22 protein-coding genes are annotated in these 23,062 nt (G+C 70.5%); 3 read left to right on the forward strand and 19 right to left on the reverse strand.

All coding sequences use genetic code 11. The annotated features are described in order from the left end of the window. Positions 1-17: 17 nt before the first annotated feature. Positions 18-1,010 (forward strand): NAD-dependent epimerase/dehydratase family protein, encoded by a 993-nt coding sequence (locus tag IF22_RS0106060; RefSeq protein ID WP_030329343.1) that lies wholly within the window; start codon positions 18-20, stop codon positions 1,008-1,010. An 86-nt stretch (positions 1,011-1,096) separates the two neighbouring features. On the opposite strand, the gene IF22_RS0106065 is transcribed toward IF22_RS0106060, so the two are convergent. Together IF22_RS0106065 and IF22_RS0106070 are read right to left on the reverse strand one after the other, a co-directional pair. Continuing rightward, complete coding sequence (locus IF22_RS0106065; protein WP_030329344.1) at positions 1,097-2,482, reverse strand: glycoside hydrolase family 6 protein; 1,386 nt, start codon at positions 2,480-2,482, stop codon at positions 1,097-1,099. 207 nt (positions 2,483-2,689) lie between these two features. Continuing rightward, positions 2,690-4,084 carry an aminotransferase-like domain-containing protein gene (locus tag IF22_RS0106070; RefSeq protein WP_030329345.1) on the reverse strand — a complete coding sequence of 465 codons (1,395 nt, stop codon included), beginning with the start codon at positions 4,082-4,084 and terminating at the stop codon, positions 2,690-2,692. On the opposite strand from IF22_RS0106070, the gene IF22_RS0106075 reads away from it, so the two are divergent. Beyond that, positions 4,083-5,036: a DMT family transporter gene (locus IF22_RS0106075; protein ID WP_051708205.1), complete on the forward strand. Its 954-nt coding sequence runs from the start codon at positions 4,083-4,085 to the stop codon at positions 5,034-5,036. The two genes, IF22_RS0106070 and IF22_RS0106075, sit on opposite strands and share 2 nt — an antisense overlap. A 58-nt stretch (positions 5,037-5,094) precedes the next feature. On the opposite strand, the gene IF22_RS0106080 is transcribed toward IF22_RS0106075, so the two are convergent. From IF22_RS0106080 to IF22_RS0106160, 17 genes are all read right to left on the reverse strand, one after another. Further along, positions 5,095-6,072, reverse strand: a complete 978-nt coding sequence (locus IF22_RS0106080; RefSeq protein ID WP_030329347.1) for a carbohydrate kinase family protein — start codon at positions 6,070-6,072, stop codon at positions 5,095-5,097. 14 nt (positions 6,073-6,086) lie between these two features. Then, entirely contained in the window at positions 6,087-7,532 is a 1,446-nt protein-coding gene (ahcY, locus tag IF22_RS0106085) for an adenosylhomocysteinase (protein ID WP_051708206.1), read from the reverse strand. A gap of 105 nt (positions 7,533-7,637) precedes the next feature. After that, positions 7,638-9,173, reverse strand: a complete 1,536-nt coding sequence (locus IF22_RS0106090) for a peroxidase family protein (protein ID WP_156057346.1) — start codon at positions 9,171-9,173, stop codon at positions 7,638-7,640. An 82-nt stretch (positions 9,174-9,255) separates the two neighbouring features. Next, positions 9,256-10,641, reverse strand: coding sequence for an acetyl-CoA carboxylase biotin carboxylase subunit (locus tag IF22_RS0106095; protein WP_030329350.1), 1,386 nt, complete (start codon positions 10,639-10,641; stop codon positions 9,256-9,258). Between the two features lie 2 nt (positions 10,642-10,643). Further along, the gene (locus tag IF22_RS0106100) at positions 10,644-11,081 is read right to left on the reverse strand and encodes an acetyl-CoA carboxylase biotin carboxyl carrier protein (protein WP_030329351.1); all 438 of its coding nucleotides are present in this window, start codon (positions 11,079-11,081) and stop codon (positions 10,644-10,646) included. Then, the gene (locus tag IF22_RS0106105) at positions 11,068-12,729 is read right to left on the reverse strand and encodes an acetyl-CoA carboxylase carboxyl transferase subunit (RefSeq protein ID WP_030329352.1); all 1,662 of its coding nucleotides are present in this window, start codon (positions 12,727-12,729) and stop codon (positions 11,068-11,070) included. The genes IF22_RS0106100 and IF22_RS0106105 overlap by 14 nt, the downstream gene beginning before the upstream one ends. Beyond that, a complete protein-coding gene (locus IF22_RS0106110) occupies positions 12,726-13,196 on the reverse strand; it encodes an SRPBCC family protein (protein ID WP_030329354.1) in 471 nt (156 codons plus the stop codon). Before IF22_RS0106110 ends, IF22_RS0106105 begins: the two co-directional genes overlap by 4 nt. A 4-nt stretch (positions 13,197-13,200) precedes the next feature. Further along, positions 13,201-13,458: an acyl carrier protein gene (locus IF22_RS0106115; RefSeq protein ID WP_030329356.1), complete on the reverse strand. Its 258-nt coding sequence runs from the start codon at positions 13,456-13,458 to the stop codon at positions 13,201-13,203. After that, a complete protein-coding gene (locus tag IF22_RS0106120) occupies positions 13,455-13,916 on the reverse strand; it encodes a cupin domain-containing protein (RefSeq protein WP_081883721.1) in 462 nt (153 codons plus the stop codon). The genes IF22_RS0106115 and IF22_RS0106120 overlap by 4 nt, the downstream gene beginning before the upstream one ends. Before the next feature lie 2 nt (positions 13,917-13,918). Then, positions 13,919-14,926 carry a class I SAM-dependent methyltransferase gene (locus IF22_RS0106125; protein WP_030329359.1) on the reverse strand — a complete coding sequence of 336 codons (1,008 nt, stop codon included), beginning with the start codon at positions 14,924-14,926 and terminating at the stop codon, positions 13,919-13,921. Next, positions 14,923-15,264 (reverse strand): TcmI family type II polyketide cyclase, encoded by a 342-nt coding sequence (locus IF22_RS0106130; protein WP_030329361.1) that lies wholly within the window; start codon positions 15,262-15,264, stop codon positions 14,923-14,925. Before IF22_RS0106130 ends, IF22_RS0106125 begins: the two co-directional genes overlap by 4 nt. Before the next feature lie 4 nt (positions 15,265-15,268). Beyond that, positions 15,269-16,891, reverse strand: coding sequence for an FAD-dependent oxidoreductase (locus IF22_RS0106135; RefSeq protein ID WP_030329363.1), 1,623 nt, complete (start codon positions 16,889-16,891; stop codon positions 15,269-15,271). Further along, the gene (locus tag IF22_RS0106140) at positions 16,884-17,210 is read right to left on the reverse strand and encodes an antibiotic biosynthesis monooxygenase family protein (RefSeq protein WP_030329365.1); all 327 of its coding nucleotides are present in this window, start codon (positions 17,208-17,210) and stop codon (positions 16,884-16,886) included. Before IF22_RS0106140 ends, IF22_RS0106135 begins: the two co-directional genes overlap by 8 nt. 15 nt (positions 17,211-17,225) lie before the next feature. After that, entirely contained in the window at positions 17,226-18,284 is a 1,059-nt protein-coding gene (locus tag IF22_RS0106145; RefSeq protein ID WP_081883722.1) for a methyltransferase, read from the reverse strand. After that, complete coding sequence (locus IF22_RS0106150; RefSeq protein WP_030329368.1) at positions 18,281-19,501, reverse strand: ketosynthase chain-length factor; 1,221 nt, start codon at positions 19,499-19,501, stop codon at positions 18,281-18,283. Before IF22_RS0106150 ends, IF22_RS0106145 begins: the two co-directional genes overlap by 4 nt. Continuing rightward, positions 19,498-20,760 (reverse strand): beta-ketoacyl-[acyl-carrier-protein] synthase family protein, encoded by a 1,263-nt coding sequence (locus IF22_RS0106155; RefSeq protein WP_030329369.1) that lies wholly within the window; start codon positions 20,758-20,760, stop codon positions 19,498-19,500. The genes IF22_RS0106150 and IF22_RS0106155 overlap by 4 nt, the downstream gene beginning before the upstream one ends. 81 nt (positions 20,761-20,841) lie before the next feature. Then, positions 20,842-21,630: an AfsR/SARP family transcriptional regulator gene (locus IF22_RS0106160; RefSeq protein WP_051708209.1), complete on the reverse strand. Its 789-nt coding sequence runs from the start codon at positions 21,628-21,630 to the stop codon at positions 20,842-20,844. 233 nt (positions 21,631-21,863) lie between these two features. Here IF22_RS0106160 and metK point away from each other — a divergent pair, with 233 nt between their 5' ends. After that, positions 21,864-23,051 carry a methionine adenosyltransferase gene (gene metK, locus IF22_RS0106165; RefSeq protein ID WP_030329373.1) on the forward strand — a complete coding sequence of 396 codons (1,188 nt, stop codon included), beginning with the start codon at positions 21,864-21,866 and terminating at the stop codon, positions 23,049-23,051. The last annotated feature ends 11 nt before the right edge of the window (positions 23,052-23,062 follow it).

The following is a 23,062-nucleotide window of genomic DNA, read 5'->3' on the forward strand; positions in this document are numbered from 1 at the left end:
CCGAAAGGAAGCGAGCAATGCGAATTCTTGTCACCGGGGGCGCCGGATTCATCGGCTCCCACCTCTGTGAATTCCTGGTTGAGCAAGAACACGACGTCACAGTGCTCGACGAGCTGTCCACTGGTTCGGTGGCAAACCTCGCCAGTTGCCTGGACGCCGGCACCGTACGCCTGGTCGAGGGGTCGATCCTCGACCGGGACCTGGTGAACGAGTGCGTCCGCGGCAAGGATCTGGTCTTCCATCTCGCCGCCGCCGTCGGCGTGCGAACCATCGTCGACAGTCCCCTGCACTCACTGCGGGTCAACCTGTACGGCACGGAGAACGTCGTCGAGGCGGCGGTCACGCACGGCGTGCCGTTCGGCGTCACGTCGACCAGCGAGGTGTACGGCAAGAACGACGCCGACGGGCTCCGCGAGGACGCCGACCGGATCCTGGGGTCCCCGCTGCTCAGCCGGTGGTCGTACGCGGCGGCCAAGGGTCTCGACGAGTTGGTGGCGCACATCCGCGCGTCCGAGACGGGCACCCCCTGCGTGAGTTACCGACTGTTCAACGTCGTCGGGCCGCGGCAGACCGGTCGGTACGGCATGGTCCTGCCGCGGTTCGTCACGCAGGCGCTCAACCACGAACCGATCACCGTGTACGGCGACGGCACGCAGCGCCGGTGCTTCGGGTCGGTCTACGACGTGGTGCCCGCGATCGTCAAGCTGCTGCAGACCCCGGCAGCGCACGGTAGGGCGGTGAACCTCGGCGGGCGTGAGGAGGTCTCCATCCGCGGACTGGCCGAGAAGATCAAGGACTTCACCGGCTCGACCAGCGACATCCAGACGGTGCCGTACGAGGTCGCCTACGGTAGCGGCTTCGAGGACATGGCCCGCCGCATGCCGGATCTGTCACTGGCCCACGAACTCATCGGCTACACCGCCCGCTACGACCTCGACGACATCGTGCGGTCAGTCGTCACCGACATGCAGCGCGCAGGCGAACGCGAGTCGCTGCTGGCCGCCCCGTAACTCCGGACTCCCGGTCGCGTCGCCACGGCAGGGACCGGCCCGGCGCGGAGAGTGTCCTCCGCGCCGGGCCGTGACATCGGATCGGGTCAGGCGGTCACACACTCCGCCAGCACACCCGGGCCGGTGCCGGTGCCCTGGAAGCCGAAGTTGGTCGACTGCCGGCCGGCGACCCGGCCGTTGTAGCTCACGTTGGTGAACTCGACAGTGCCGCTGGAGCCGCTGGCCTGGGCGTTCCAGGTGCCGGTGACTCCGGCGCCGCCGGGCAGCACGATGGTCACGGTCCAGCCGTTGATGTCCGACTTGCCGGCGGTGACCGTCACGCTCGCGGTGAAGCCCTCGGCCCACTGGTTGATCGCCACCGACGCGTAGCAGCCGTCACCGGCCGGCGGCGTCGTGTTCGGCGGGGTGACCGGCGGCGTGGTCGGCGGGGTCGTGGTCGGCGGCGTGGTGGTCGGCGGCGTCGTGGTGGGCGGGGTGGTGGTCGGCGGGTTCGGCGCGCCGTTGGCCAGGCTGAAGGCCAGATCGGGCTGGAACGAACCGGCAGTGAAGCGGCAGCCGTCCGCCTCACCCGGCGGCTTCACCCAGAGGTACGCGTCGATGTTGTTGTCGCCGGTGTTGGTCGTCGGGTACTGACCGATGCGCCGGTCGGTGTTGTCGTCGCCGCACCAGTCCCCGCTGGCGCCCCCGTTACGGCTGGTGTCGATGACCTGGCGCTTGCCCGAGATCCCCATGCCGTTGAGGGAGGAGATGACCGCCCGGCCGAAGTTCGCCTCGTTGGAGGTGGAGTTGTAGTTCGACACGTTGGTGAAGAAGCCGTCGGCGTACTGCACGCCGGCCGCCCGGAGCCGGTTGGCCGTCTCACCGGCGCTGTTCCAGGTGGAGTGGCCGCCGTCGAGGTACACCTTGGCGTTGGGGTTGCCCGACTTGATGGTGCGGGTGGCCGTCGAGATCGCCTGGTTGCGCGCGTTGATCTCACTGGTGTTCAGGCAGGTCAGCAGGGCGAGCGAGTCGGTTTCCAGGATGATGATGACGGTCTGGTTGCCGAGTCCCCTGGCGAAGTTGGACACCCACGTCTGGTACTGGTTGAGGTCCGGCGCCCCACCGGCGCTGGCCCCGCCGCAGTCCCGGTTGGTGATCTCGTAGACCGCCAGCACCGGGATCTGCTGCGCCGCGTTGGCGGCGCCGATGAAACCGGAGACCTCGGACTGCACCGTCGAGGGGTTGAAGTTGGCGAACCAGCGCGCCTGCGGCTGACTCGCGATCTTGTCGCGGATGACGGCGGCACGCGAGTCACCGGGGTTGGCGGCGACCCAGCGGACGACGGCCGAGCTCGGGTCGCGGTAGAGCGACCCGGACAGTGTGCCAGCGGATGCGCTGCTGACGGCGAGGCAGACGCCGACAGCGGTGGCGCCCGCGACGGCCGCCACACCGATGGCCGCCGATCTGCGGCGGAGCGAGGAGAGGATGGCCACGTCGTGTTGCCTCCAGATCACATAGATGTGTCCAAGTTCATGGGAGCGTTCCCAGGACGGTAGCGGAGGCGCGCGCCGCTGCCAAGACGTGGACGCCCGTCGATGGGGCAATTGCCCGCGTTTGTAGGTCAAAGGCTCATGCGGCTCAACGCGACGCGGCTGTCGCCGGACATCCAGGCAGTGGTCAGTGCGAGGTCGGGGCGAGCGCTATGACCGGCCGAGTGCGACAGCGAGTCGGCGGACCGCTTCGTCCATCAACTCCGCCGGGGCAGCCGCGTACGTGAGGCGCAGGTGGGGCGCTGGAGCCTCGGCTGCGTACCAGGGCCGGCCGGGGAAGACGATGACGCCCGCGGCGGCAGCGGCGGCGGACAACGCCACGTCGTCAGTGCCGTCGGGAAGCCGGACCCACAGGTGCAGCCCACCGCGCGGAACGCCCTGCGGGGTCAGCGACGGCACGTGCCGCGCCAGCGCGGACAGCAGCGCCTCGCGCCGGGAGCGCAGCTCGTTTCGCAGGTTACGACGATGCCGGGCCCAGGCAGGTGCGGTGACGAACTCCAACGTGGCCTGTTGCAGCGGCCCGGCGACGAAGAAGTCGTCGAGCAGCCGGGCAGCCCGCAGTCGGGTGCCAGCCGGACCGCGCGCACCGATCGCGGCGACCCGGAGGCCGGGTGCGGCGGATTTGGTCAGCGAGCGTAGGTAGATGACGTGCCCGTCCGGGTCGTCGGCGGCCAGTGGCGGCGGCGGGTCGCCGTCGATGGCCAGGTCGCGGGCGTAGTCGTCCTCGATCAGGAACGCCCCGGCGGCGCGAACCTCGGCCGCGACCGCCGCTCGGCGCTGGACGGCGAGCGTCGCGCCGTGCGGGTTGGCGTAGAGCGGCTGGCAGTAGAACAGCCGGGCGCCGGTACGGGCGAACGCGACGGCGAGCTGGTCGGGCCGTACGCCATCGACGTCGGCGGGCACGGGCACCAGTCGCAGGCCCGCTGCGCGGGCGGCGGCCAGCGCGCCCAGGTAGGTCGGGGACTCCACGAGCAGGGTGTCGCCGGGCGTGGTCAGCGCGCGCAGCGTCGACGACAGTGCGGCCTGCCCGCCGGGGCAGATCACCATGTCGTCGGGGCGCAGCCCCGTGCCGGCCTCGCGGGTGAACCAGGCGCGCAGATCCCCGCGCCCCTCGGCCGGTCCGCGCTCCCAGGAGGACGGCTGCCGGGCCGCGCGGGCCAACGCCGCGCCGAGCGGGCCGGCGGGCTGAAGATTCGGCTCCAGATAACCACCGGACAGCGGAATCGCACCTGCGGGCGGTAACGCGAGTAACGCCTGCATCTCCTCCTCGCCCGGCCGGCGGGGGCCGAGCGCCACCGTCTGCCACGACAGGTCGGGCGCGCTCCGCTGGGCTGGCCGACCGGCCACAAAGGTGCCCCGGCCCGATCGGGTCTCGATCAGGCCCTCCGCAACAAGCTGCCGGATCGCCGCTGCCACCGTCACCGGGGAGGCGTGGTGGCGGGCGGTCAGCTCGCGTACCGAGGGCAGGCGCGTGCCTGCTGCCGCCGCGTCCACCAGGCTCCGCAGATCTTGAACAACAGAATCAACAGCGTTACCGTTGCCCATGACGGTACAGAGTAGCGCTACTGCCCCGGTGACGATAACAGCGGGACGCGGCGCCGGCCTCGCCCTCGGCGCACTGGGGGTGCTCGCCTTCAGCATGTCGCTGCCGGCCACCCGCCTCGCGGTGCAGGATCTCGACCCGTGGTTCGTCGCCTTCGGCCGGGCGGTCGGCGCGGCGCTGCTGGCGTACGCGTACCTGCGGTTCACCAGAGCGCCGCGACCCACCCGGGGCCAGTGGCAGCGGCTCTCGATCGTCGCGCTCGGTGTCGTCGTCGGCTTTCCACTGTTCACGTCGCTCGCGCTCACCACGCAGACCTCCGCGCACGGCGCGGTGGTCATCACGGTGCTGCCCGCCATGACGGCCGTCTTCGCGGTGCTGCGGTCGAACGAGCGCCCGCCCCCGTTGTTCTGGATCGCCACTGTCGCTGGACTGCTGTCGGTGCTCACGTTCCTCGCCGCCAGCGGCGCGGTGCACGGCGCCCTCTCCCTCGCCGACCTGTTCCTGCTGGCAGCGGTCGTGCTCTGCGGCCTCGGGTACGCCGAGGGCGGCGCGCTCGCCCGCGAGCTCGGCGGGGCCCGGACGATCTGCTGGGCGTTGCTGCTCTCCCTGCCTGCCACGGTGCCCATCACGGCCGTGGCGGCCGTCGCCCGTCCCCCACAGGCGGACGCCGTCGTCTGGTCGGCGTTCGGTTACCTCACCGTCGTCTCGATGTTCCTCGGCTTCTTCGCCTGGTACGCGGGTCTCGCCCGGGGTGGCATCGCCAAGGTCGGCCAGATTCAGCTGGCCCAGCCCGTACTGACCCTGATCTGGTCGGCGCTGCTGCTCGGCGAGACCGTCACACCCGCCTCGATCGGGGCGGCGGTGGTGGTGCTGGCCTGCGTCGTGCTGATCCAGCGAACCCGGGCCAGTGCCCAGGTGACCATGCCCGCGTCGGCGACACAACCCGGTCGCTGACCGTCACGACGGCGGATCCGTGCTCCTCGCCGCAGGTCAGCGCCGCCGGCCGGCCCGGTCAGACCGGCGCCAGGCCCAACGCGCGCACGTCGACCGCGACCTCACTGCCGTACGACTCGACGATGCGGCGCTCGAAAACGTCGGCGTCGACGGTGTATTCCTGCGGGCCCTCGACCTCCAGCACGTGCGCCGCCAGCACGCAGCCCACCTGTGCCGCCCGTTCGATGGGCAGGTCCGCGGCGAGCGCGGCGAAGAAGCCGGCCCGGAAGCCGTCGCCGACGCCGGTCGGGTCGACGATGGCGCCCACCCGCGCCGCCGGGACCAGGAACTCGCCGTCGCGCCCGGTGATCCGTACCCCGTTGGCGCCCAGGGTCACGACCCGCACGCCCACCCGGCGCAGGATGTCGTCCTCGCTCAGGCCGGTCTTCGACTCCAGCAGCGCCGCCTCGTACTCGTTCGTCAACAGATAGCGCGCACCGGTGATCATCGCCTCGATGTCGGCCGACGGCATCCGGGCCAGCTGCTGCGACGGGTCGGCGGCGAAGGGCAGGCCCAGTCGGCGGCAGGCGGCGGCACGGGCGAGCATGGTGTCCGGATTCTCCGCGGCGACGATGACGAGCCGGAGGCCGCCGGCCCGGGTGGCGACACCGTCGAGGCTGATCCGGTCGGGCTCGCCCATCGCACCCGGATAGAACGACGCGATCTGGCAGAGGTCGGTGTCGGTGGTGCAGATGAACCGCGCGGTGTGTGCGATGGAGCTGACCTGCACCTCCGAGCAGTCGACCCCGTTGCGCTCCAGCCAGCTGCGGTAGTCGCCGAAGTCGCCACCGACCGCGCCGAGCAGCACCGGCCGGTGCCCGAGTTGAGCCAGCCCGAAGGCGATGTTGGCAGCGACACCGCCGCGACGGACGACGAGGTCGTCGACGAGGAACGAGAGCGAGACGGTGTCGAGGCTGCCGGCGACGAGTTGCTCGGCGAACCGCCCCGGGAAGCGCATCAGATGGTCGGTCGCGATCGAACCGGATACGGCGATCATGCGGACGGGCCCTCTCAGTAGCGGTAGTGGTCGGGCTTGTAGGGCCCCTCGACCGGGACACCGAGGTAGTTGGCTTGTTCCTTGGTCAGCTCGGTGAGGCGCACACCCAACGCGGCGAGGTGGAGTCGGGCGACCTTCTCGTCCAGGTGCTTGGGGAGGGTGTGGACACCGACCGGGTACTGGTCGGTGCGGGTGAACAGCTCGATCTGCGCGATGGTCTGGTTGGCGAAGCTGTTCGACATCACGAAGCTCGGATGTCCGGTGGCGTTGCCGAGGTTCAACAGCCGCCCCTCGGACAACACAATGATCGAGTGGCCGTCCGCGAACCGCCACTCGTCCACCTGCGGCTTCACCGTGATCCGCTCGACGTCCCCGCGTTTCGCGAGACCGGCCATGTCGATCTCGTTGTCGAAGTGACCGATGTTCCCCACTATCGCCTGGTGCTTCATGCGGGCCATGTGCTCGTTGGTGATCACACTGAAGCAGCCCGTCGCGGTCACGAAGATGTCAGCGGTCTCGACAACGTCATCGATGGTCGCGACCTGGTAGCCGTCCATCGCCGCCTGCAGGGCGCAGATCGGGTCCACCTCGGTCACGATGACCCGCGCGCCCTGACCGCGCAGACTCTCGGCGCAGCCCTTGCCAACGTCGCCGTAACCGAACACGACGGCGACCTTCCCGCCGATCAGCACATCGGTGGCCCGGTTGATGCCGTCGATGAGCGAGTGCCGGCAGCCGTACTTGTTGTCGAACTTGCTCTTGGTCACCGAGTCGTTGACGTTGATCGCCGGGAACAGCAGGTTCCCCGCCTGCTGCATCTCGTACAGCCGGTGCACACCGGTGGTGGTCTCCTCGGTCACGCCCCTGATCCCGGCGGCGACCCGCGTCCAGCGACGGTTGTCCTCCCGCAGCGACCGGGTCAACACACCGAGGATGACCTCGTACTCCTCGGAGTCCGCGCTCTCCGGCGACGGCACCGCCCCGATCGCCTCGAACTCGGCACCCTTGTGCACCAGCAACGTGGCGTCACCACCGTCGTCGAGGATCATGTTCGGGCCCTGCCCGTCCGGCCAGAGCAGCACCTGCTGGGTGCACCACCAGTACTCGTCGAGGGTCTCGCCCTTCCACGCGTAGACCGGGACGCCCGCCGGGGCGTCCGGGGTGCCGGCCGGACCGACCACGATCGCTGCCGCCGCGTGGTCCTGGGTCGAGAAGATGTTGCAGGAAGCCCACCTGACCTGCGCGCCGAGCGCCACCAGCGTCTCGATCAGCACCGCCGTCTGAATCGTCATGTGCAGCGAGCCGGTGATCCGCGCACCCTTCAGCGGCCGCCGCGAGGCGAACTCCCTCCGGATCGACATCAACCCCGGCATCTCGTGCTCGGCCAGCTCGATCTCCTTACGCCCGAAGGCCGCCAACGACAGGTCCGCCACCTTGAAATCGCTGAAGTTGCCAGTCATGCCCGCACCCTCCCCCAGCGGCGTCGAGGACCGTTGGAGTCCGGTTCAACGGTGCTCATGCGCCGCACCCGGGCCGCCTGGAGCCTGGGTGCGGCGCAGGAGCTGTCAGGAGTTGCGGCTGGCCGGGTCGACCCGGGCGTACGTGAGCAGGTCCGCCATCGTGAACTGGCCGGAGAAGCGGGCGGGCAGGGTCGGGCGCCAGCTGGGCTGCACGGTCAGGTAGCTCGCCGGGTCGAGTTGGGCGACGCCGATGAGCACCTCCGCCACGATCCGCCCACCCACCGCGCCCAACGAACCGCCGCCGGCCTGGAGCTGCGCCTCCTTGAGGATGTAGTAGAAGAGCGGGGTGTTGGCGTCCAGGCCGAGGCCGTACCCACTGAGCTCGGGGAAGTTGAAGCTGCCGAGCGCGGGCGCCCCGATGTGCGCGGCGATCCGCTGGCCCGACGGGATGCCGAAGGTCAACTGCCGGAGCAGGTCGCGGCCGAGCAGGTTGGCAGACGGCGAGCCGGACGGCGGCGGTGGCAGCGGGAAACCGAACAGCGGTGTCGAGTTGCGCACGTCGATCCACTTGCTCCAGCGCACCTGGCCGTCGAAGAACTGGAACCAGAACTGGTAGTCGAGGTAGCGGCGGGCGGCCCGCTTCCCGCCGCGCAGGTCGGCCGGGTCGGCGCCGCCCAGCGCCGAGTCGAAGAGCATGGCGTAGAACTCGTCGCCGCCGTTGCCGGTGCGGTTGACCAGGTAGGCCGGTCGTGGCTGGCTGTGGCCGAAGCGGAACGCCGCCGCGGTGAACTCGACCGGGATGAATGTCGCGTTCGGCTCCGGCCGGTAGAAGCGCCGGCCTCCGCTGAGCACCGTGGAGACGGTGCCCGGGCCGGCGATCAGCGGGAGGAACTCGTTGAGCACGATCCACTGGTAGTGCCAGGTGACGAGCCTGCGGGCGGCGGCGAAGACCTGCGACTCCGCTGTGCCCTGGGCGCGCACCAGGTCGACCACCCGGTTGTGGAAGAGGATGAACGCGGCAGTGATCTGCGCGATCGGCAGGTTCTCGTCGTTGCGGGGGTCGAAGACGATCGCCTTACCGCTGGAGTTGCGCGGCAGGTCCTCGAAGCGCCCGCCCGACTCGATCCTGAGTTTGGCGGGGTCGGATGAGGTGTACAGCTCCGGGTTCCCGGTCGGTCCGGCACCGTAGAGCGAGTCGAGGTCGAGGGCCGGCGTCCGGGGATTGGGCACCGTGGTCGGGTCGACCGGCGTGCCCAGCGGCGCCGTCGTCTCGAAGGCCAGGTCGTGGTCGACGAACTGCCCGAAGTACGTCATGCCCTGCGGGACCGAGAAGTTGTCGGGGTTGTTGATGCTGTGTTGCTGCAGGTCGGAGAGGGCCTCGGCGCCGACACCGAGCGGGTCGCGGGCGTCCATCGGGCCACCGACGCGGGACAGGTCGATCAGCGCGTTCCGCATCTGGGTCGTCGCCGACCCGAACGCCGGTAACGACGGGAACATCCGACCGAACCGGTTGGAGAACGCGGCCGCCGCCGGCGCCGCGTCGAGCAGGACTCCCCCGGTGCCGGCGAGGAGCGCGCCCGCGCCGACTCCGGCCAATAGTCGCCGTCGGCTGACACCTGGAGAAGCGTTGCCAATTGCCATGTCGGCCACCTTCCGTCCGCGGGCGCCCGCGTGGACGCACGGGCGGTAAACCCGCGAACCGGCAGCAGTGTGAACCCTCCCCTTAGTGGCGCTCTGGAGCTTCGGTGGTGTCCGGCTGGAGACCGGTGAGCATGGTGTCGACAAGCGAGGTGTCGTGTTTGGCGGCGCGGAACAGCGGATGGTCGAGCGTCGATCGGAGGAAGTCGCGGGTGGTGGCCACACCTGGCCCTTCGACGGCGCACTCGTCGAGGGCGCGGGCCATCCGGGCCAGGGCCTGGGTGCGGTCGGGCGCCCAGACGACCACCTTCGCGAGGAGCGAGTCGTAGTCGGCCGGAACCCGGTAGCCGGCGTACCCGTGCGTGTCGACCCGGACGAACGGGCCGGCGGGCAGGTCGAAGCGGGTCAGCTCACCCGGTGTCGGTACGAAGCCGCGCGCCGGGTCCTCGACGTTGAGGCGACACTCGATCGCGGTACCGCGCGGCGTCACGTCAGCCTGGGTCAGTGCGAGCCGTTCGCCGCCCGCGACGAGGATCTGTTGCCGCACCAGGTCGACGCCGGTCACCAACTCGGAGACCGGGTGTTCGACCTGCAGGCGGCAGTTGACCTCCATGAGGTGGAAGTCGTCCCCGCCGCCGACCAGGAACTCGAAGGTGCCCGCGCCCACGTAGCCGACGCCGAGCGCGCCGGTGACCGCGGCGGCGGTCATCCGGTCGACAAGGTGTTGCGGCAACCCGGGCGCGGGTGACTCCTCGATCAGTTTCTGGTGACGCCGCTGCACCGAGCAGTCGCGCTCGCCGAGGTGGACGCCGTTGCCGTAACGGTCGGTGAGCACCTGCACCTCGACGTGGCGCGCCGATTCGAGGTAACGCTCGATGTAGACCCGGTTGTCGCCGAAGAGCAGCTGCGCCTCGGCCCGCGCGGTGGCGAACTCGCCCAGGAACGAGGCCGGGTCGCGGACCACCCGAACGCCCCGGCCGCCACCACCGGCGACCGCCTTGATGATCAGCGGAAAGCCGATCTCCTCCGCCACCGCGCGGGCGTGGGCCGCCGACTCGACGGCGTCGGTGGTGCCGGGAAGCACCGGCAGGCCGAGGCCCGCCATGATGCCCCGCGTCCGGGCCTTGTCGCCCAGCGCGGCCATCACGGCGGGCGGCGGCCCGATGAACGTGATCCCGTCGGCCGCACAGATCTCGGCGAAGTCCGGGTCCTCGGAGAGGAAGCCGTAACCCGGGTGGATCGCGTCGGCCCCCGTGCGACGGGCCGCCTCGATGATGGCCGGGGCGCTCAGGTAGCTGCGCCGGCTCGGGCCCGGCCCGATCTGGACGGCCTCGTCCGCCAACCGCACCACCGCCGAGTCGCGGTCGACTGTCGAGTAGACAGCAACTGTCCGCAGCCCCATCTCCCGGCAGGTCCGCGCGATGCGGACCGCGATCTCGCCCCGGTTGGCGATCAGCACCGACTCGAACACCGTCAGTCCTCCGACACAGCTAAGGCGATCAGCCGCTCGCCGTACTCGACCGGAGTCGCGTTGGGCACCAGTACCTTCACGACCTCGCCCGCACGGTCGGCCTCAACCGGGATCATCATCTTCATCGCTTCCAGGATCGCGACCTGCTGGCCGGCCACGACCTGGTCGCCCTCCCGAACGAACGGGTCGGCGCCGGGCGACGGCGCGAGGTAGAGCGTCGCGACCATCGGCGCGCACACGTAGTGCAGCCCGGCGTCGGCCTCCACCGGCGGGGCCGCCGGGGCTGCCGCCACCACAGCCGCGCCGTCTGGCCACTCCACCTCGACCACCAGGTCGCCGTGCTGGAGTCGGGCGCGACGGACCGGGCCTGGCGTCGATCCGATCAGCCGCGCGAGGCTGCGGACCGCGGCGTCCAGCGGGTCGGCGTTACCCTCCGGCATTCGTCACACCTCCGATCTGTCGGAAGCGGGCCCGGCGATGGACCCGCACCTCCTCGCGGTGCAGACCGGCCAGCTCCGCCAACGCGTCGACGACCGCCCGGTGTACGGCCAACGCGGTCGCACCGGGATCGGCCGGCGCCCCGCCGGGCGGTTCGGGAACCACCCCGTCGACGATGCCGAGCGAGAGCAGGTCGCCGGCCTGGAGTTTGAGCTGTGCGGCGGCCTCGTCGGCCCGGCCGGAGTCGTTCCAGAGGATCGCGGCGCAACCCTCCGGGCTGATCACCGAGTACGTCGCGTTCTCGAGCATCAGCACCCGGTTGCCGACGCCGAGGGCGAGCGCACCCCCGCTGCCGCCCTCGCCGGTCACCACCGCGACGACCGGCACCGTCAGCCCGGCCATCAGTCGGATGTTGTCGGCGATGGCGAGGGCCTGCCCGTTCTCCTCCGCCGAGATGCCGTGGTAGGCACCGGGTGTGTCGATCAGCGTCACGATCGGCGCGCCGAGCTTCTCGGCCAGACGCATCAGCCGGGCCGCCTTGCGGTAGCCGGCCGGTGTCGCCATGCCGAAGTTGCGGCTGGCCACCTCGGCGACCGTGTGGCCCTTCTGGTGGCCGATCACCACGACCGGCCGCCCGTCGATCAGGCCGACGCCGCCGACGATCGCCGGGCAGTCACTCGCGAGCCGGTCGCCGTGCAGCTCCACGAAGCCGTCCACGAAGTGGCCGATGTAGTCGAGCGTGGAGGGGCGACCGAGAGCACGGGACCGTGCCACGACCGTCCACGGGTCCGCCGGGTCGGCGGGCGCGGTCGCCCGTACCCGGGAGTGCTCCGGGGTGAACGGCCCGGCCGCCGCGAAGGCCAGCAGCCGGGCGATGGTCGGCCGCAGGTTCGACCGGGGTACCAGGTCGTCGAGCATGCCGCGGGCAAAGAGGTACTCGGCGGTCTGGAAGCCGGCCGGCAGTGGCTGGCGCAGCGTCTGCTGGATCACCCTCGGCCCGGCGAAGCCGAGGCGGGCCCCCGGCTCGGCGAGGATGACGTCGCAGAGGGTCGCGAACGATGCCGCGACGCCACCGTAGGTCGGGTCGCTGACCAGGGAGATCGTCAGGACCCCCGCCTCGTCGAGAGCACCGAGCGCCGCGCTGGTCTTGGCCATCTGCATGAGCGACAGGGCGCCCTCCTGCATCCGGGCACCGCCGGACGCGCTGACGATCAGCAGCGGCGTACGGGTCTCCAGTGCCAACTCGGCGGCCCGGGTGATCCGCTCACCGACACCCGCGCCGAGGCTGCCGCCGAGGAACCGGAAGTCCATCACCGCGGCGATCAGCGGCTGCCCCTCGACAGTGCCCCGGGCACAGACGACTGCCTCGTCCAGCCCGGTACGCCGACGGGCGGCTTCGAGCCGCTGCGGGTAGGGCTTGGTGTCGACGAACCCGAGCGGATCACCGAACGCGCCGACCGGGGGCAGCTCCTCGACCGAGTCGAGGTCGAAGAGCTGCTCGATCCGCTGGTGCGCGGTGACCTGGTCGTGGTGGTCGCACTCCGGGCAGACGCCCAGGTTGCGCTCGACACGGCGCTGGTAGAGCAGCGCCCGGCAACCCGGGCAGACCAGCCAGCTCTTACCGACGGGCGTGTTGACGGTGGCGGTCATGACTGCCCGCGTTCGGCCGCGGCCTTCTCCACGATCTCCCGGATGCGTGCCTGCTGCTCACGTGTGGTCCGGTTGAGGTGGGCGGTCATGCCCTCGTCGTCGGCGTGCCCGCCCGGGCGCATCTCGAAGTCCTGCACCCACCGCATCCGCACGCCGCCGTCCGGGATCTCGGTGTACTCCCAGAACAGGTTCATGTACTTGAACGCGCCGGTCTCCAGCCGTCGGGCCCGCACCACCCGGTCGACGCGGTCGGGCACCCGCTCGGAGACCCAGCTCCAGACCCGACCGGCCGGGTCGGGGTGCATCGTCAGGCGGAAGACGACGGCCCCGTCGGCGGACGTCGAGAGCACTTCCGTGCTGGCGTACTCGCTGAACACGGAGGGCCAGTTGGGGATGTCGTTGGTCAGGTCCCAGACGAGGTCGAACGGTGCGTTGATGACGACCGCGTTGTCAGTGTGTCCGGCCATGGGTTCACCGATCCGCGAGTCGTTGGTTGACGTAGTCGACGGCGAGCCGGGGCGTCTGCATGATCGACACGGCGTCGTCGGGGATGCGCACCTCGTACTCCTGCTGCACCCGCGCCGCCAGCTCCAGCAGCGCGAGCGAGTCGTAGCCGAGGTCTTCGAACGGCGCGTCGAGCGTCGCCGGGTCGGCCCAGTCGGTCTGCTCGACCACGCCGGAGCTGCTCTCCAGGATCCGGCGCAGGTCGTCGAGGGTCAGCTGGCTCATGAGTTTCCTCCCGTCGGTCGCTGCCACCCGTCGCGGACGCCGCCGACCTGCGGCACCGGCGACTCGGGGTGCGGGACCTCCTCGGTGTCGACGTGGCCCAGTTCGGGGCGGGGTGCGAGCGGACTGATCTGGAACACGATCAGCGCGGTCTCACCACCGGCATTGACGATGCGGTGCCGCTGGCCGCGACGGACCATGAGAGCTTCGTCGGCCGCGAGCTTGACCTCCGTGCCGTCGACACGGATCACGACCTCGCCGCGCACCAGATAACAGAACTTGTCCGAGTACGGGTTGTACTGCTCCGCCAGGAACTCGCCCGGCTCCAGCCGGACCGTGCCCATGAAGCCCTCCGTCGCGTCGACGGTCTTCGGGCTGAGCAGGATCCGCACCTCGCCGCCGATCCGGTTGATGCCGGGCACGTCGGTGGCGGCGACCTTCACTACCGGTTGCCGATGCATGGTCATCCCTTCTCTGCGACGAGCACGCGGAACGGCAGGTCCGTCGGGTGGACGGTGGCCGGGCCGAAGCCCGCCGCGGCGAGGGCCCGGTTGTAGGCGGCGACGGAGTGCGACTCCCCCTCGAAGGTCCAGACCAACATCAGCACCGAGAAGAGGTACGGCGCCGGGTCCAGCGCCGGCGACTCGTCGCCGGTGGTGAAGCCGACGATGACCAGCCGGCCACCCTGCTTGACCACGGAACCGAGCCGTTTCACCAGCTCGTGCACCCGCTCCTCGGAGAAGTGGTGGGTGACGTTGGTGAGCAGCGCGACGTCGTAGGGGCCACCGAGATCGGTGGTGAACATGTCACCGGGCAGGAACGACGCCCGGTCGCGTACGCCGAGCCGCTCGGCGTGCTTCTCGGTCACGGCGAGCACGTTGGGCCAGTCCAACGAGGTCACCGTCGCCTGCGGGTTGTGCTGCGCGAGCGTGTAACCGTAGACGCCGTGGCCGCAGGCGACGTCGAGGATGTCGAGCTCGGCGCGCTCCTTCGCCCACGGCGCGAGCGCCTCGGCCATCACCTCGGCGGTCGGCTGGGCGACCTTCGTCGCATACGCGGCGAAGTCCTCCCAGTAGCTGTACTCCGGGGTTTCGGCGTGCACGTCCAGGACGGTGCCGCCCTCCCGTACGGCGGCGCTGAGGTCGCGCAGCGCGTCCCACTCCCAGTCGCTCGACATCACCTTGACCATCCCGCCCAGGTAGTCGGGACGGGTGCTGACCAGGTGGTCGGCGGCCGCCGGGGTGAGCGAGAAGTGCTCGCCGGTCCGGTCGGTGAGGCGGATCGCGGTGAGCGCGTCGAGCAGGATGCGCGCGCCGCGCGGGTGGATGCCGAGCTTCGGGGCGAGCCCACCGGCCGTCGCCGGGCCCGCGGCCAGGGCGTCGAAGACGCCCAGCTCGACGCCGGTACGCAGCAGGCTCGTCTTCTTGTATGCCTGCATCATGTCGTTGATGTCGCGGCGGGTCAGCGTCACGTGATGCTCCCTGTCTCGAGGCTCCAGGTGTAGAAGGGCGTGGCCAACGAGTCCTGCAGCTCGGTCATGCTGTCCGGCGCGTAGCGCTGCAGGTAGGCCGAGAGGCGGCGGTTGACCTCCTGGAAGTCCGCGCGGGCGCGGGCCGCGAGGAGCTTGTCGAAGACGTCGGTGTCCGCCTCGAGCAGGTGCATGTAGAGGTCCTGGTAGCGGAAGAGGGTGCGCCGCGAGATGCCGACGACGTGGGGCATGTCGCCCTTGTCGTGTTCGGCGAAGAGCTCGGCGACGGCGTCGGCGTGACCGGGGGCCATCCGCATGACCATGAGGGCGCGGTAGGACATCTGCTCACGCTCCCTGCAGGATCGTGGCCAGGGCGGCGGCCAGGGTCTGCGCCGCGTTGTCCACCGGGCCGGCGCTGCGCCAGGCGACGATGCCGTCGGGGCGTACCAGCAGCGCGCCGCCGGTGCCGACGCCACAGCTGGCGAGCCACGAGCTGTCGTCGGCGAGGTCGCCGTCGGGGCCGGCGGTCAGTGCCCGGATCGGGACGCCGGTCTGCGAGGCGACGCTCTCGGCCGCCGCGAGCCACGTGTCGTCGCCGGGTGCGGTGGCCAGCGTCCAGCCCTCGGTCAGCACGTCGATCGTGGAGATTCGGCTGCCGTGGTGGTCGACCCAGCCGTGCGGCGCGCGCGATCCGGGTTGGCCGGTGAAGCTCAGCTCGCGGGGAAGCAGCTCGGTGTCGGCGGGCGCGCCGACGATCGCGTTCGAGGTGTAGCGGTAGCCCATCGTCACGATGACGAAGTCACGATAGGCGGCCTTGTCCTCGTCGGCGAGCTGCCCCCGGGTGCGGAACAGCATCCACGCCTGGTCGGCGGTGGCCGCGCCGACCGGACGACGCTCGGCCTCGTAGGAGTCGAGCAGGCTCTCGTCGGCGTGCCCCTGGAGCACCTCGGCGAGCTTCCACGCCAGGTTGTGCGCGTCCTGGATGCCGGCGTTGACGCCGAAGCCACCGGCCGGGGGATGCGCGTGACAGGCGTCGCCGGCGAGGAAGACCCGCCCCGACCGGTACGCGTCGGCGACCATGTGCCGCGCGTCCCAGGGCTGGGCCGACTCGACCTCCACCTCCAGCTCGGGGTCGCCGGCGGCGATCCGGGCCAGCTCGACGCAGCGCTCCGGCGTGAAGTCGGCCGGCGACTGCCCCCGCTCGGGGTAGTAGTTGACGCCGAACATCCACCGCCCCGGCTCGATGAAGAGCAGCAGGCCCTGGGCCAGCTGGTTCATCAGGTAGATCAGGGTGAACCGTGGTGCGGTGTCGGGCAGGTCGACCTTGGCGCGGAAGATGATGCTGACGAAGTTCCCGGCGACACCGTTGCTGCGGTTTCCGATCTGGAGCATGTCGCGGACGGGGCTCTTCACGCCGTCGGCCGCGACGACGTAACGCGCCCGGATCGTGCGGGTGGTGCCGTTGTCGTTGACTGTCGCTGTCACGCCGTCGGAGTCCTGGACCAGCCCGACCAGCTCGTTCTGGAAGCGGATCTCCGCGCCCGCTTCGACGGCGGCGTCGAAGAGCAGCGGCTCGTAGTGGTCCTGGCCGCACCAGATCGGCCAGCTCGGGGTGAACGCGTCGTAGTCGACGTCGTGGGCCTCCATGACGAACGACTTGTGGAGGTCGGCCAGCGACTGGGCGCCGAGCATGACCAGTGGCGTGGCGCGGCCGGCGCGGACGAGGTCGAGTTCGGCGCCCGGCCCGACGATCTTCATGCCGGCCTCCTGCACGGCCGGCTCCAGGCCGACGGTGCGGAAGATCTCCACCGTGCGGGCGTGCAGACCGGTCGCGCGGGGGATCGTCGACAGCCGGGGCCGACGTTCGACCAGGATCGGCCGGATCCCCTTACGGGCCAGGAAGAGCGCGGTCGACAGGCCGACCGGGCCACCGCCGACGATCAGGACGTCGGTGCTTCCGTCAGACATGAGCGTCCTCCGTGTAGACGACTTTGTAGAGGTGGCGTTCCGGCGTGGCGATCGCGCGTACCTCGCCGAAGTGCGGATGGACCTCGGGGTTCTGCAGCATCGCGGTGAAGTGCTCCTCGCTCTTCCACTGCGCGTAGTTGACGACCCGGGTGCCGTCGAGGCTGGCGTGGATGTTCGCCGACACGAACCCGTCCACCTTGGACATCACCGTGTCGGTCGCTTCGATCAGGATGTCGACGAGCTTCTGCTGGTTGGCCGGCTCGACGGTGAAGACGTTGACCATCGTCACGACCGGCTGGTCGATGCCGATGTGTGCCATTGCGGGCTTCCTTTCCTAGATCGGACGCGCTTCGAGCAGGGCCCAGCCGCGGGACGCGGGGGTGTTGACCAGCTCGAAACCGGACGCGGTGAACAGCGCCTGCCACTCGCGGAGGTCGCGCTCCTTGCCGCCGAAGAGCACCAGCATGTCGATGTCGATGATCTTGGCGTGGTCCCACTGGTTGCGGGGCGGCACGATCTGGTCGATCGCGATCAGGCGGGAGTCGGCGTCGCCGATCGCCGCCCGGATCCGACGCAGCAGCGTGACGCAGCTGTCGTCCGGCCAGTTGTGGACGATCGACTTCAGGATGTACGCGTCGGCGCCGGCCGGCAGCTCGTCGGTGAAGAAGTCGCCGCCGCGCACCTCGACCCGCTCGGTGACACCGTGCTCCTTGAGCAGCGGTTCGGCGTCGGCCACCACCTCGGGCAGGTCGAAGAGGACGCCGGTGCCCTCGGGGTGGCGCTGGAGCATCTTGGCCAGAAAGTAACCGTTGCTGCCGCCGATGTCGGCGATCCGGCCGAATCGCTCGGGCGCCAACTCCGCCGCGAACCGGTCGGCGAGCCGCCGGCTCCAGTGCGCCATGAAGCCCTCGAAGAACCGGTTGGCCTCCGGGTGGGCCTGCAGGTAGTCGTAGAAGCCCATCCCGAAGACCTTGTTGAAGGCAGGCTCGCCGGTCCGGACACTGTGCAGGATCTCCGCGTACGGGAGGCGGTTGAAGTCGGCGCCGCTGAACTGCACCATCGGCCGCAGCCCGCCGATCCGGGCCGACGTCAGCCCCTCGCCGAGCGGCGTCAGCGCGAACGACCCGTCCTCCTGCTCGTCGAAGATGCCGACCGCCGCGGCGGCGCGGAGGATGCGGCGCAGCGCGTCCTCGTGTGACTCGGTCGCCGCCGCCAGTTGGGCGACCGGCACCGGCCCGTTCACGAGCAGGTCGGCGACGCCCAGCTCGGTGACCACGTAGATCACGTTGGCGATCTGTTTGGCGCTTCCCAGCACCGCGATCTGCCGTTCACGCAGGTCAAGTGCCTGCTGCTCGTCGAAGTTCGCGACGGCGGCGAGGCTGGCGTCGGTCATCGTCCATTCCTTTCGTCGGTCACGACCATGGCCGCGTTGAACCCGCCGTAGCCCCTGGCGAGCACGAGCGCCGCGCGTACGGGTGTCTCCCGCGCGACGTCGCGTACCAGGTCGAGTCGCAGGCCCTCGGCCGGCTGGCGGATGTTGGTGGTGGGCGGGATGACGCCGTGTCGGATCGACATCAGCGCGGAGACCAGGTCGAGCGCCGCCCCGCCCGAGTAGAGCCGGCCGGTCATCGTCTTGGGCGCGGTCACCGGCACCCCTCGGGGGCCGAAGACGGCGCTGATCGCCTCGGCCTCGACACGGTCGAGCTCCGCGACCCCGGCGCCGTCGGCGAAGACGACGTCGATGTCGGCTGGCGTGAGACCGGCGTCGGACACTGCCATCTCGGCCGCCCGACGCAGACCCGACGGGCGGCCGGAGCCGGGCCGGGGGTCGAACGTCGCGCCGTACCCGGCGATCACCCCGTAGACGGCGGCTCCGCGCCGGGCCGCCGCGTCCGCGTCCTCCAGCACGAGGATCGCCCCGCCCTCGCCGGGCACGTAACCCGACGCGTTGGCATCGAACGGCAGGAACGCCGTGGCCGGATCCCGCCCGGTGCTGAGCAGGCCGTTGGCGAGCTGGGCCGTCCAACCCCACGGGCAGAGCGACGCGTCGACCCCACCGGTCATCACGAGCTGCACGCCCTTGCGCACCTGTCGCCGGGCCTGCGCCACCGCGTCGAGCCCACCCGCCTGCTCGGTGACGAGCACCCCGGTCGGCCCCCGCATCCCGTGACGGATCGAGATCTGACCGGTGTTGACGGCGTAGAACCAGGCGAACGACTGGTAGGCGCTGACGTGCTCGGAGCCCTTGCTCCAGAGCTTCTCCAGCTCACGGTGGCCGAACTCGAAACCACCCGACGCGCTGGCCGTGACCACACCCATGCCGAACTCGGGCAGCGCCGACGGGTCGACGGACGCGTCGGCCAGGGCCCACTGCGCCGCCGTCAGCGACAACCGGGTCATGTGATCGGTCTGCGCCATCAACCGGCTCGGGATGTGCTCGGCCGCCTCGTATCCGGGAACCTCGCCGGCCAGCTGCGCCGGGTAACCCGAGGGGTCGAAACGGCTGATCGGCCCGATGCCACCCACCCCGGCGACGGTGGCCGCCCAGAAGGCGTCGCGTCCCAACCCGTTGGGCGCGGCCACCCCGACTCCGGTGACGACAGTGGTCATGCCACACGCGCCAGGAGCATCGCGCTCTGGAAGCCGCCGAACCCGCTGCCCACGCTCAACACCACGTCGGTCTGCTGCTCGCGCGCGGTCAGCGGCACGTAGTCGAGGTCGCACTCCGGGTCGCGTTCGTGCAGGTTGGCTGTCGGCGGCACCACGCCGTGCTTGATCGCCAGGGCCGACGCCGCGATCTCGATGGAGCCGATCGCACCGAGCGAGTGGCCGATCATCGACTTGATCGAGCTGACCGGCGTGCGGTACGCGTGGTCGCCGAGGCTCCGTTTGAACGCCGCCGTCTCGTGCCGGTCGTTCTGCTTCGTACCCGAGCCGTGCGCGTTGATGTAGTCGACGGCGTCGCCGGACAGCCGGGCGTCGGCGAGCGCGACCCGGATCGCCTCGGCCATCTCCCGTCCGTCGGGTCGCAGGCCGGTCATGTGGAACGCGTTGGAGCGCGAGGCGAACCCGACCAGCTCGGCGTAGACCTGCGCACCCCGTCGGCGGGCGTGCTCCAGCTCTTCGAGGACGAACATCGCCGAACCCTCACCGAGCACGAAGCCGTCGCGGCTGTTGTCGAAGGGCCGCGACGCGTGCGTCGGGTCGTCGTTGCGGGCCGTGGTCGCCTTGATGGCGTCGAAACAGGCCACAGTGATCGGCGAGATCGGGGCGTCGGTCGCGCCGGCGATCATCACGTCGGCCGAGCCCTCGCGGATCAACTCCCGGGCGTGACCGACGGAGTCGAGACCGGACGTGCAGCCGGTGGAGATCACCGTCGCCGGACCTTCCGCGCCGACCGACCACGCCACCTCCCGGGCGAACGAGCTCGGCACCAGGTAGTCGTAGAGGTGCGGAGTGGCGTACCGGTGGTCGGTCAGCCATTTCCGGCCGCCGTCGCTGACCACGACGTACTCCTCTTCGAGGCTCATCGTGGCCCCGACCGCCGTGCCGACGCTGACCCCGACCCGGGTCGGGTCGGCGGCCTCGAAGCCGCTGTCGGCGAGCGCCTCCCGGGTGCAGACCACTGCCATCTGGGCGGCCCGGTCCATCCGGCGGACCTCCTGCGGCGACAGGCCCTCGGCGACCGGGTCGAAGTCGGCCTCCGCGGCCACCCGCGACCGGAACGGGGTCGCATCGAAGAACGACAGGGTACGGGTGGCCGTACGGCCAGCGGTCAACAGTTCCCAGAACGCCTTGGTGCCCAGTCCGCCGGGGGCGATGACGCCTATCCCGGTGATGACCACCCGACGGTCGGATGTGCTCGTCATGGAAGACCTCCTGGCCGCGATGTCCGTGTGAAAGCTAGGGACGGCCGGTCGAACGGCGCTGGAGCGTCGGTCGAGGGCCTGTCACGAGGCCCTGGCGAGCCCCGGGCGCAGTGGCCCGCCGGCGGCCAACACCTCCCGCTGGAGCCGCTGGAGGTCAGGCGAAGGGTCCAGGCCCAACTCCTCACTGAGCACCCGGCGCAGGTGGTGGTACGCCTGCAACGCCTCGCCACGGCGTCCGGACCGGCTGAGCGCCACGATGAGCTGGCGGTGGAACCACTCGTTGAGCGGGTACGTGCCCACCAGATAGCGCAGCTCGCCGATCAGCTCGCGGTGCCGGCCGAGCGTGATGTCGGCCTGGATGCGCAGCTCCAACGCCCGGATCCACTGCTCCTGCAGGTGGATCGCGTGCGCCTCAAGCGCCGGCCCGAACGTCACGTTGGCGCCCACCGGCCCCGTCCACATGGCCAGCGCCCGCCGCAGCACCTCGGCGCCCTCCTCGGGGCGGTCCGACTCGATGTGCGTACGGCCCTGGTCGAGCAACGTCTCGAACACCTCGGCGTCGAGTTGACCCGGCTCCACCCGCAACAGGTAGCCGCGGGCGCGGCTCTCCAGCACGGTCCGGTCCGGGGTCTCTATGCCCTCTTTCGCGAAGAGCTTGCGCAGGTGGTAGATGTAGGTCTGCACAGTGGTGACAGCGCTCCGCGCCGGATCGTCACCCCACAGCTCCCGGATGATCGAGTCGACCAGCACGACCCGGTTGGCCCGCATCACCAGTAGCGCCAACACGGTCCGCACCTTCGGCGGCGTCGGCGTGCAGATCCGGCCCTCGTGGATCACTTCCAGCGACCCGAGGATCTCGTACCTGACCACAGTGGTTCCCCCATTTCGCAGAGCACTCGTCGAGACGCTCTCAAGCTATGGAGGTGGCGGAGTGGGTCGGAACGACCGCGCGTAGCGACATCGCGGGTTCTTCCGAGGATCGATGCGTGTCGAAAGTTGTACGGCGGATACCCCTTTGATCGCTCGATGCTTCCTCCAGGCAACCTCCACCGCAGGAGGGAAGACTCGCCGGGCCCGCACGCTCCCTGGGTTAGGAGTCACACATGTCGCGCCGCCTCTTCACCTCCGAGTCGGTCACCGAAGGTCACCCCGACAAGATCGCCGATCAGATCAGCGACGGCATCCTCGACGCGCTACTGGCGCAGGACCCGCACAGCCGGGTCGCCGTCGAGAGCCTGATCACCACCGGTCAGGTCCACGTCGCGGGCGAGGTCACCACGCAGGCCTACGCCGACATCCCGCGCATCGTGCGGGAAACCGTCCTGGGTATCGGCTACGACTCGTCGAAGAAGGGCTTCGACGGCGGCTCCTGCGGCGTCAGCATCTCGATCGGCGCCCAGTCCCCCGACATCGCGCAGGGCGTCGACACGGCGATCGAGCTGCGCGACGGCTCGTCCGGCGGCGGGCTCGACGCCCAGGGCGCCGGCGACCAGGGCATGATGTTCGGCTTCGCCTGCTCGGAGACGCCGGAGCTGATGCCGCTGCCGATCGCGCTGGCCCACCGGCTGGCCCGTCGCCTGGCCGCCGTCCGCAAGGACGGGACGGTGCCCTACCTGCGGCCCGACGGCAAGACCCAGGTCACCGTCGAGTACGACGGCCTACGCCCGGTACGGCTCGACACCATCGTCGTCTCCACGCAGCACGCGGCCCACATCTCCCTCGACGAACTGCTCACCCCCGACATCCGCGACCACGTGATCACGCCGGAGTTGGAGGCGCTCGACCTCGACACCGAGGGCTACCGGCTGCTCGTCAACCCCACCGGCCGGTTCGAGATCGGTGGCCCGATGGGCGACGCGGGCCTGACCGGACGAAAGATCATCGTCGACACCTACGGCGGGTACGCCCGCCACGGTGGCGGCGCGTTCTCGGGGAAGGACCCGTCGAAGGTCGACCGGTCGGCGGCGTACGCGATGCGGTGGGTGGCGAAGAACGTGGTCGCCGCGGGCCTGGCGGAACGGTGTGAGGCGCAGGTCGCCTACGCGATCGGCAAGGCCCACCCGGTGAGCCTGTTCGTGGAGACGTTCGGTACGGAGACGGTGCCGCTCGACCGGATCGAGAAGGCGATCGGTGAGGTCTTCGACCTGCGCCCGGCGGCGATCATCCGGGACCTGGACCTGCTCCGCCCGATCTACCAGCAGACGGCGGCCTACGGTCACTTCGGCCGGGAACTCCCGGACCTGACCTGGGAACGCACGGACCGCGCCGCGGACCTCAAGGCCGCCTGCTGAGGGATTTCCCC

This window comes from Micromonospora parva (genome assembly GCF_000718515.1).
Taxonomy (GTDB): domain Bacteria; phylum Actinomycetota; class Actinomycetes; order Mycobacteriales; family Micromonosporaceae; genus Micromonospora; species Micromonospora parva.

What these genes read in the sequence shown, in the direction of transcription:
- IF22_RS0106060 (WP_030329343.1), top strand. Translation starts at nt 18, where the DNA reads ATGCGAATTCTTGTCACCGGGGGCGCCGGATTCATCGGCTCCCACCTC.
- IF22_RS0106075 (WP_051708205.1), top strand. Translation starts at nt 4,083, where the DNA reads ATGACGGTACAGAGTAGCGCTACTGCCCCGGTGACGATAACAGCGGGA.
- IF22_RS0106070 (WP_030329345.1), bottom strand. Translation starts at nt 4,084, where the DNA reads ATGGGCAACGGTAACGCTGTTGATTCTGTTGTTCAAGATCTGCGGAGC.
- IF22_RS0106080 (WP_030329347.1), bottom strand. Translation starts at nt 6,072, where the DNA reads ATGATCGCCGTATCCGGTTCGATCGCGACCGACCATCTGATGCGCTTC.
- ahcY (WP_051708206.1), bottom strand. Translation starts at nt 7,532, where the DNA reads ATGACTGGCAACTTCAGCGATTTCAAGGTGGCGGACCTGTCGTTGGCG.
- IF22_RS0106090 (WP_156057346.1), bottom strand. Translation starts at nt 9,173, where the DNA reads ATGGCAATTGGCAACGCTTCTCCAGGTGTCAGCCGACGGCGACTATTG.
- IF22_RS0106100 (WP_030329351.1), bottom strand. Translation starts at nt 11,081, where the DNA reads ATGCCGGAGGGTAACGCCGACCCGCTGGACGCCGCGGTCCGCAGCCTC.
- IF22_RS0106105 (WP_030329352.1), bottom strand. Translation starts at nt 12,729, where the DNA reads ATGACCGCCACCGTCAACACGCCCGTCGGTAAGAGCTGGCTGGTCTGC.
- IF22_RS0106110 (WP_030329354.1), bottom strand. Translation starts at nt 13,196, where the DNA reads ATGGCCGGACACACTGACAACGCGGTCGTCATCAACGCACCGTTCGAC.
- IF22_RS0106115 (WP_030329356.1), bottom strand. Translation starts at nt 13,458, where the DNA reads ATGAGCCAGCTGACCCTCGACGACCTGCGCCGGATCCTGGAGAGCAGC.
- IF22_RS0106120 (WP_081883721.1), bottom strand. Translation starts at nt 13,916, where the DNA reads ATGCATCGGCAACCGGTAGTGAAGGTCGCCGCCACCGACGTGCCCGGC.
- IF22_RS0106130 (WP_030329361.1), bottom strand. Translation starts at nt 15,264, where the DNA reads ATGTCCTACCGCGCCCTCATGGTCATGCGGATGGCCCCCGGTCACGCC.
- IF22_RS0106135 (WP_030329363.1), bottom strand. Translation starts at nt 16,891, where the DNA reads ATGTCTGACGGAAGCACCGACGTCCTGATCGTCGGCGGTGGCCCGGTC.
- IF22_RS0106140 (WP_030329365.1), bottom strand. Translation starts at nt 17,210, where the DNA reads ATGGCACACATCGGCATCGACCAGCCGGTCGTGACGATGGTCAACGTC.
- IF22_RS0106145 (WP_081883722.1), bottom strand. Translation starts at nt 18,284, where the DNA reads ATGACCGACGCCAGCCTCGCCGCCGTCGCGAACTTCGACGAGCAGCAG.
- IF22_RS0106150 (WP_030329368.1), bottom strand. Translation starts at nt 19,501, where the DNA reads ATGACCACTGTCGTCACCGGAGTCGGGGTGGCCGCGCCCAACGGGTTG.
- IF22_RS0106155 (WP_030329369.1), bottom strand. Translation starts at nt 20,760, where the DNA reads ATGACGAGCACATCCGACCGTCGGGTGGTCATCACCGGGATAGGCGTC.
- metK (WP_030329373.1), top strand. Translation starts at nt 21,864, where the DNA reads ATGTCGCGCCGCCTCTTCACCTCCGAGTCGGTCACCGAAGGTCACCCC.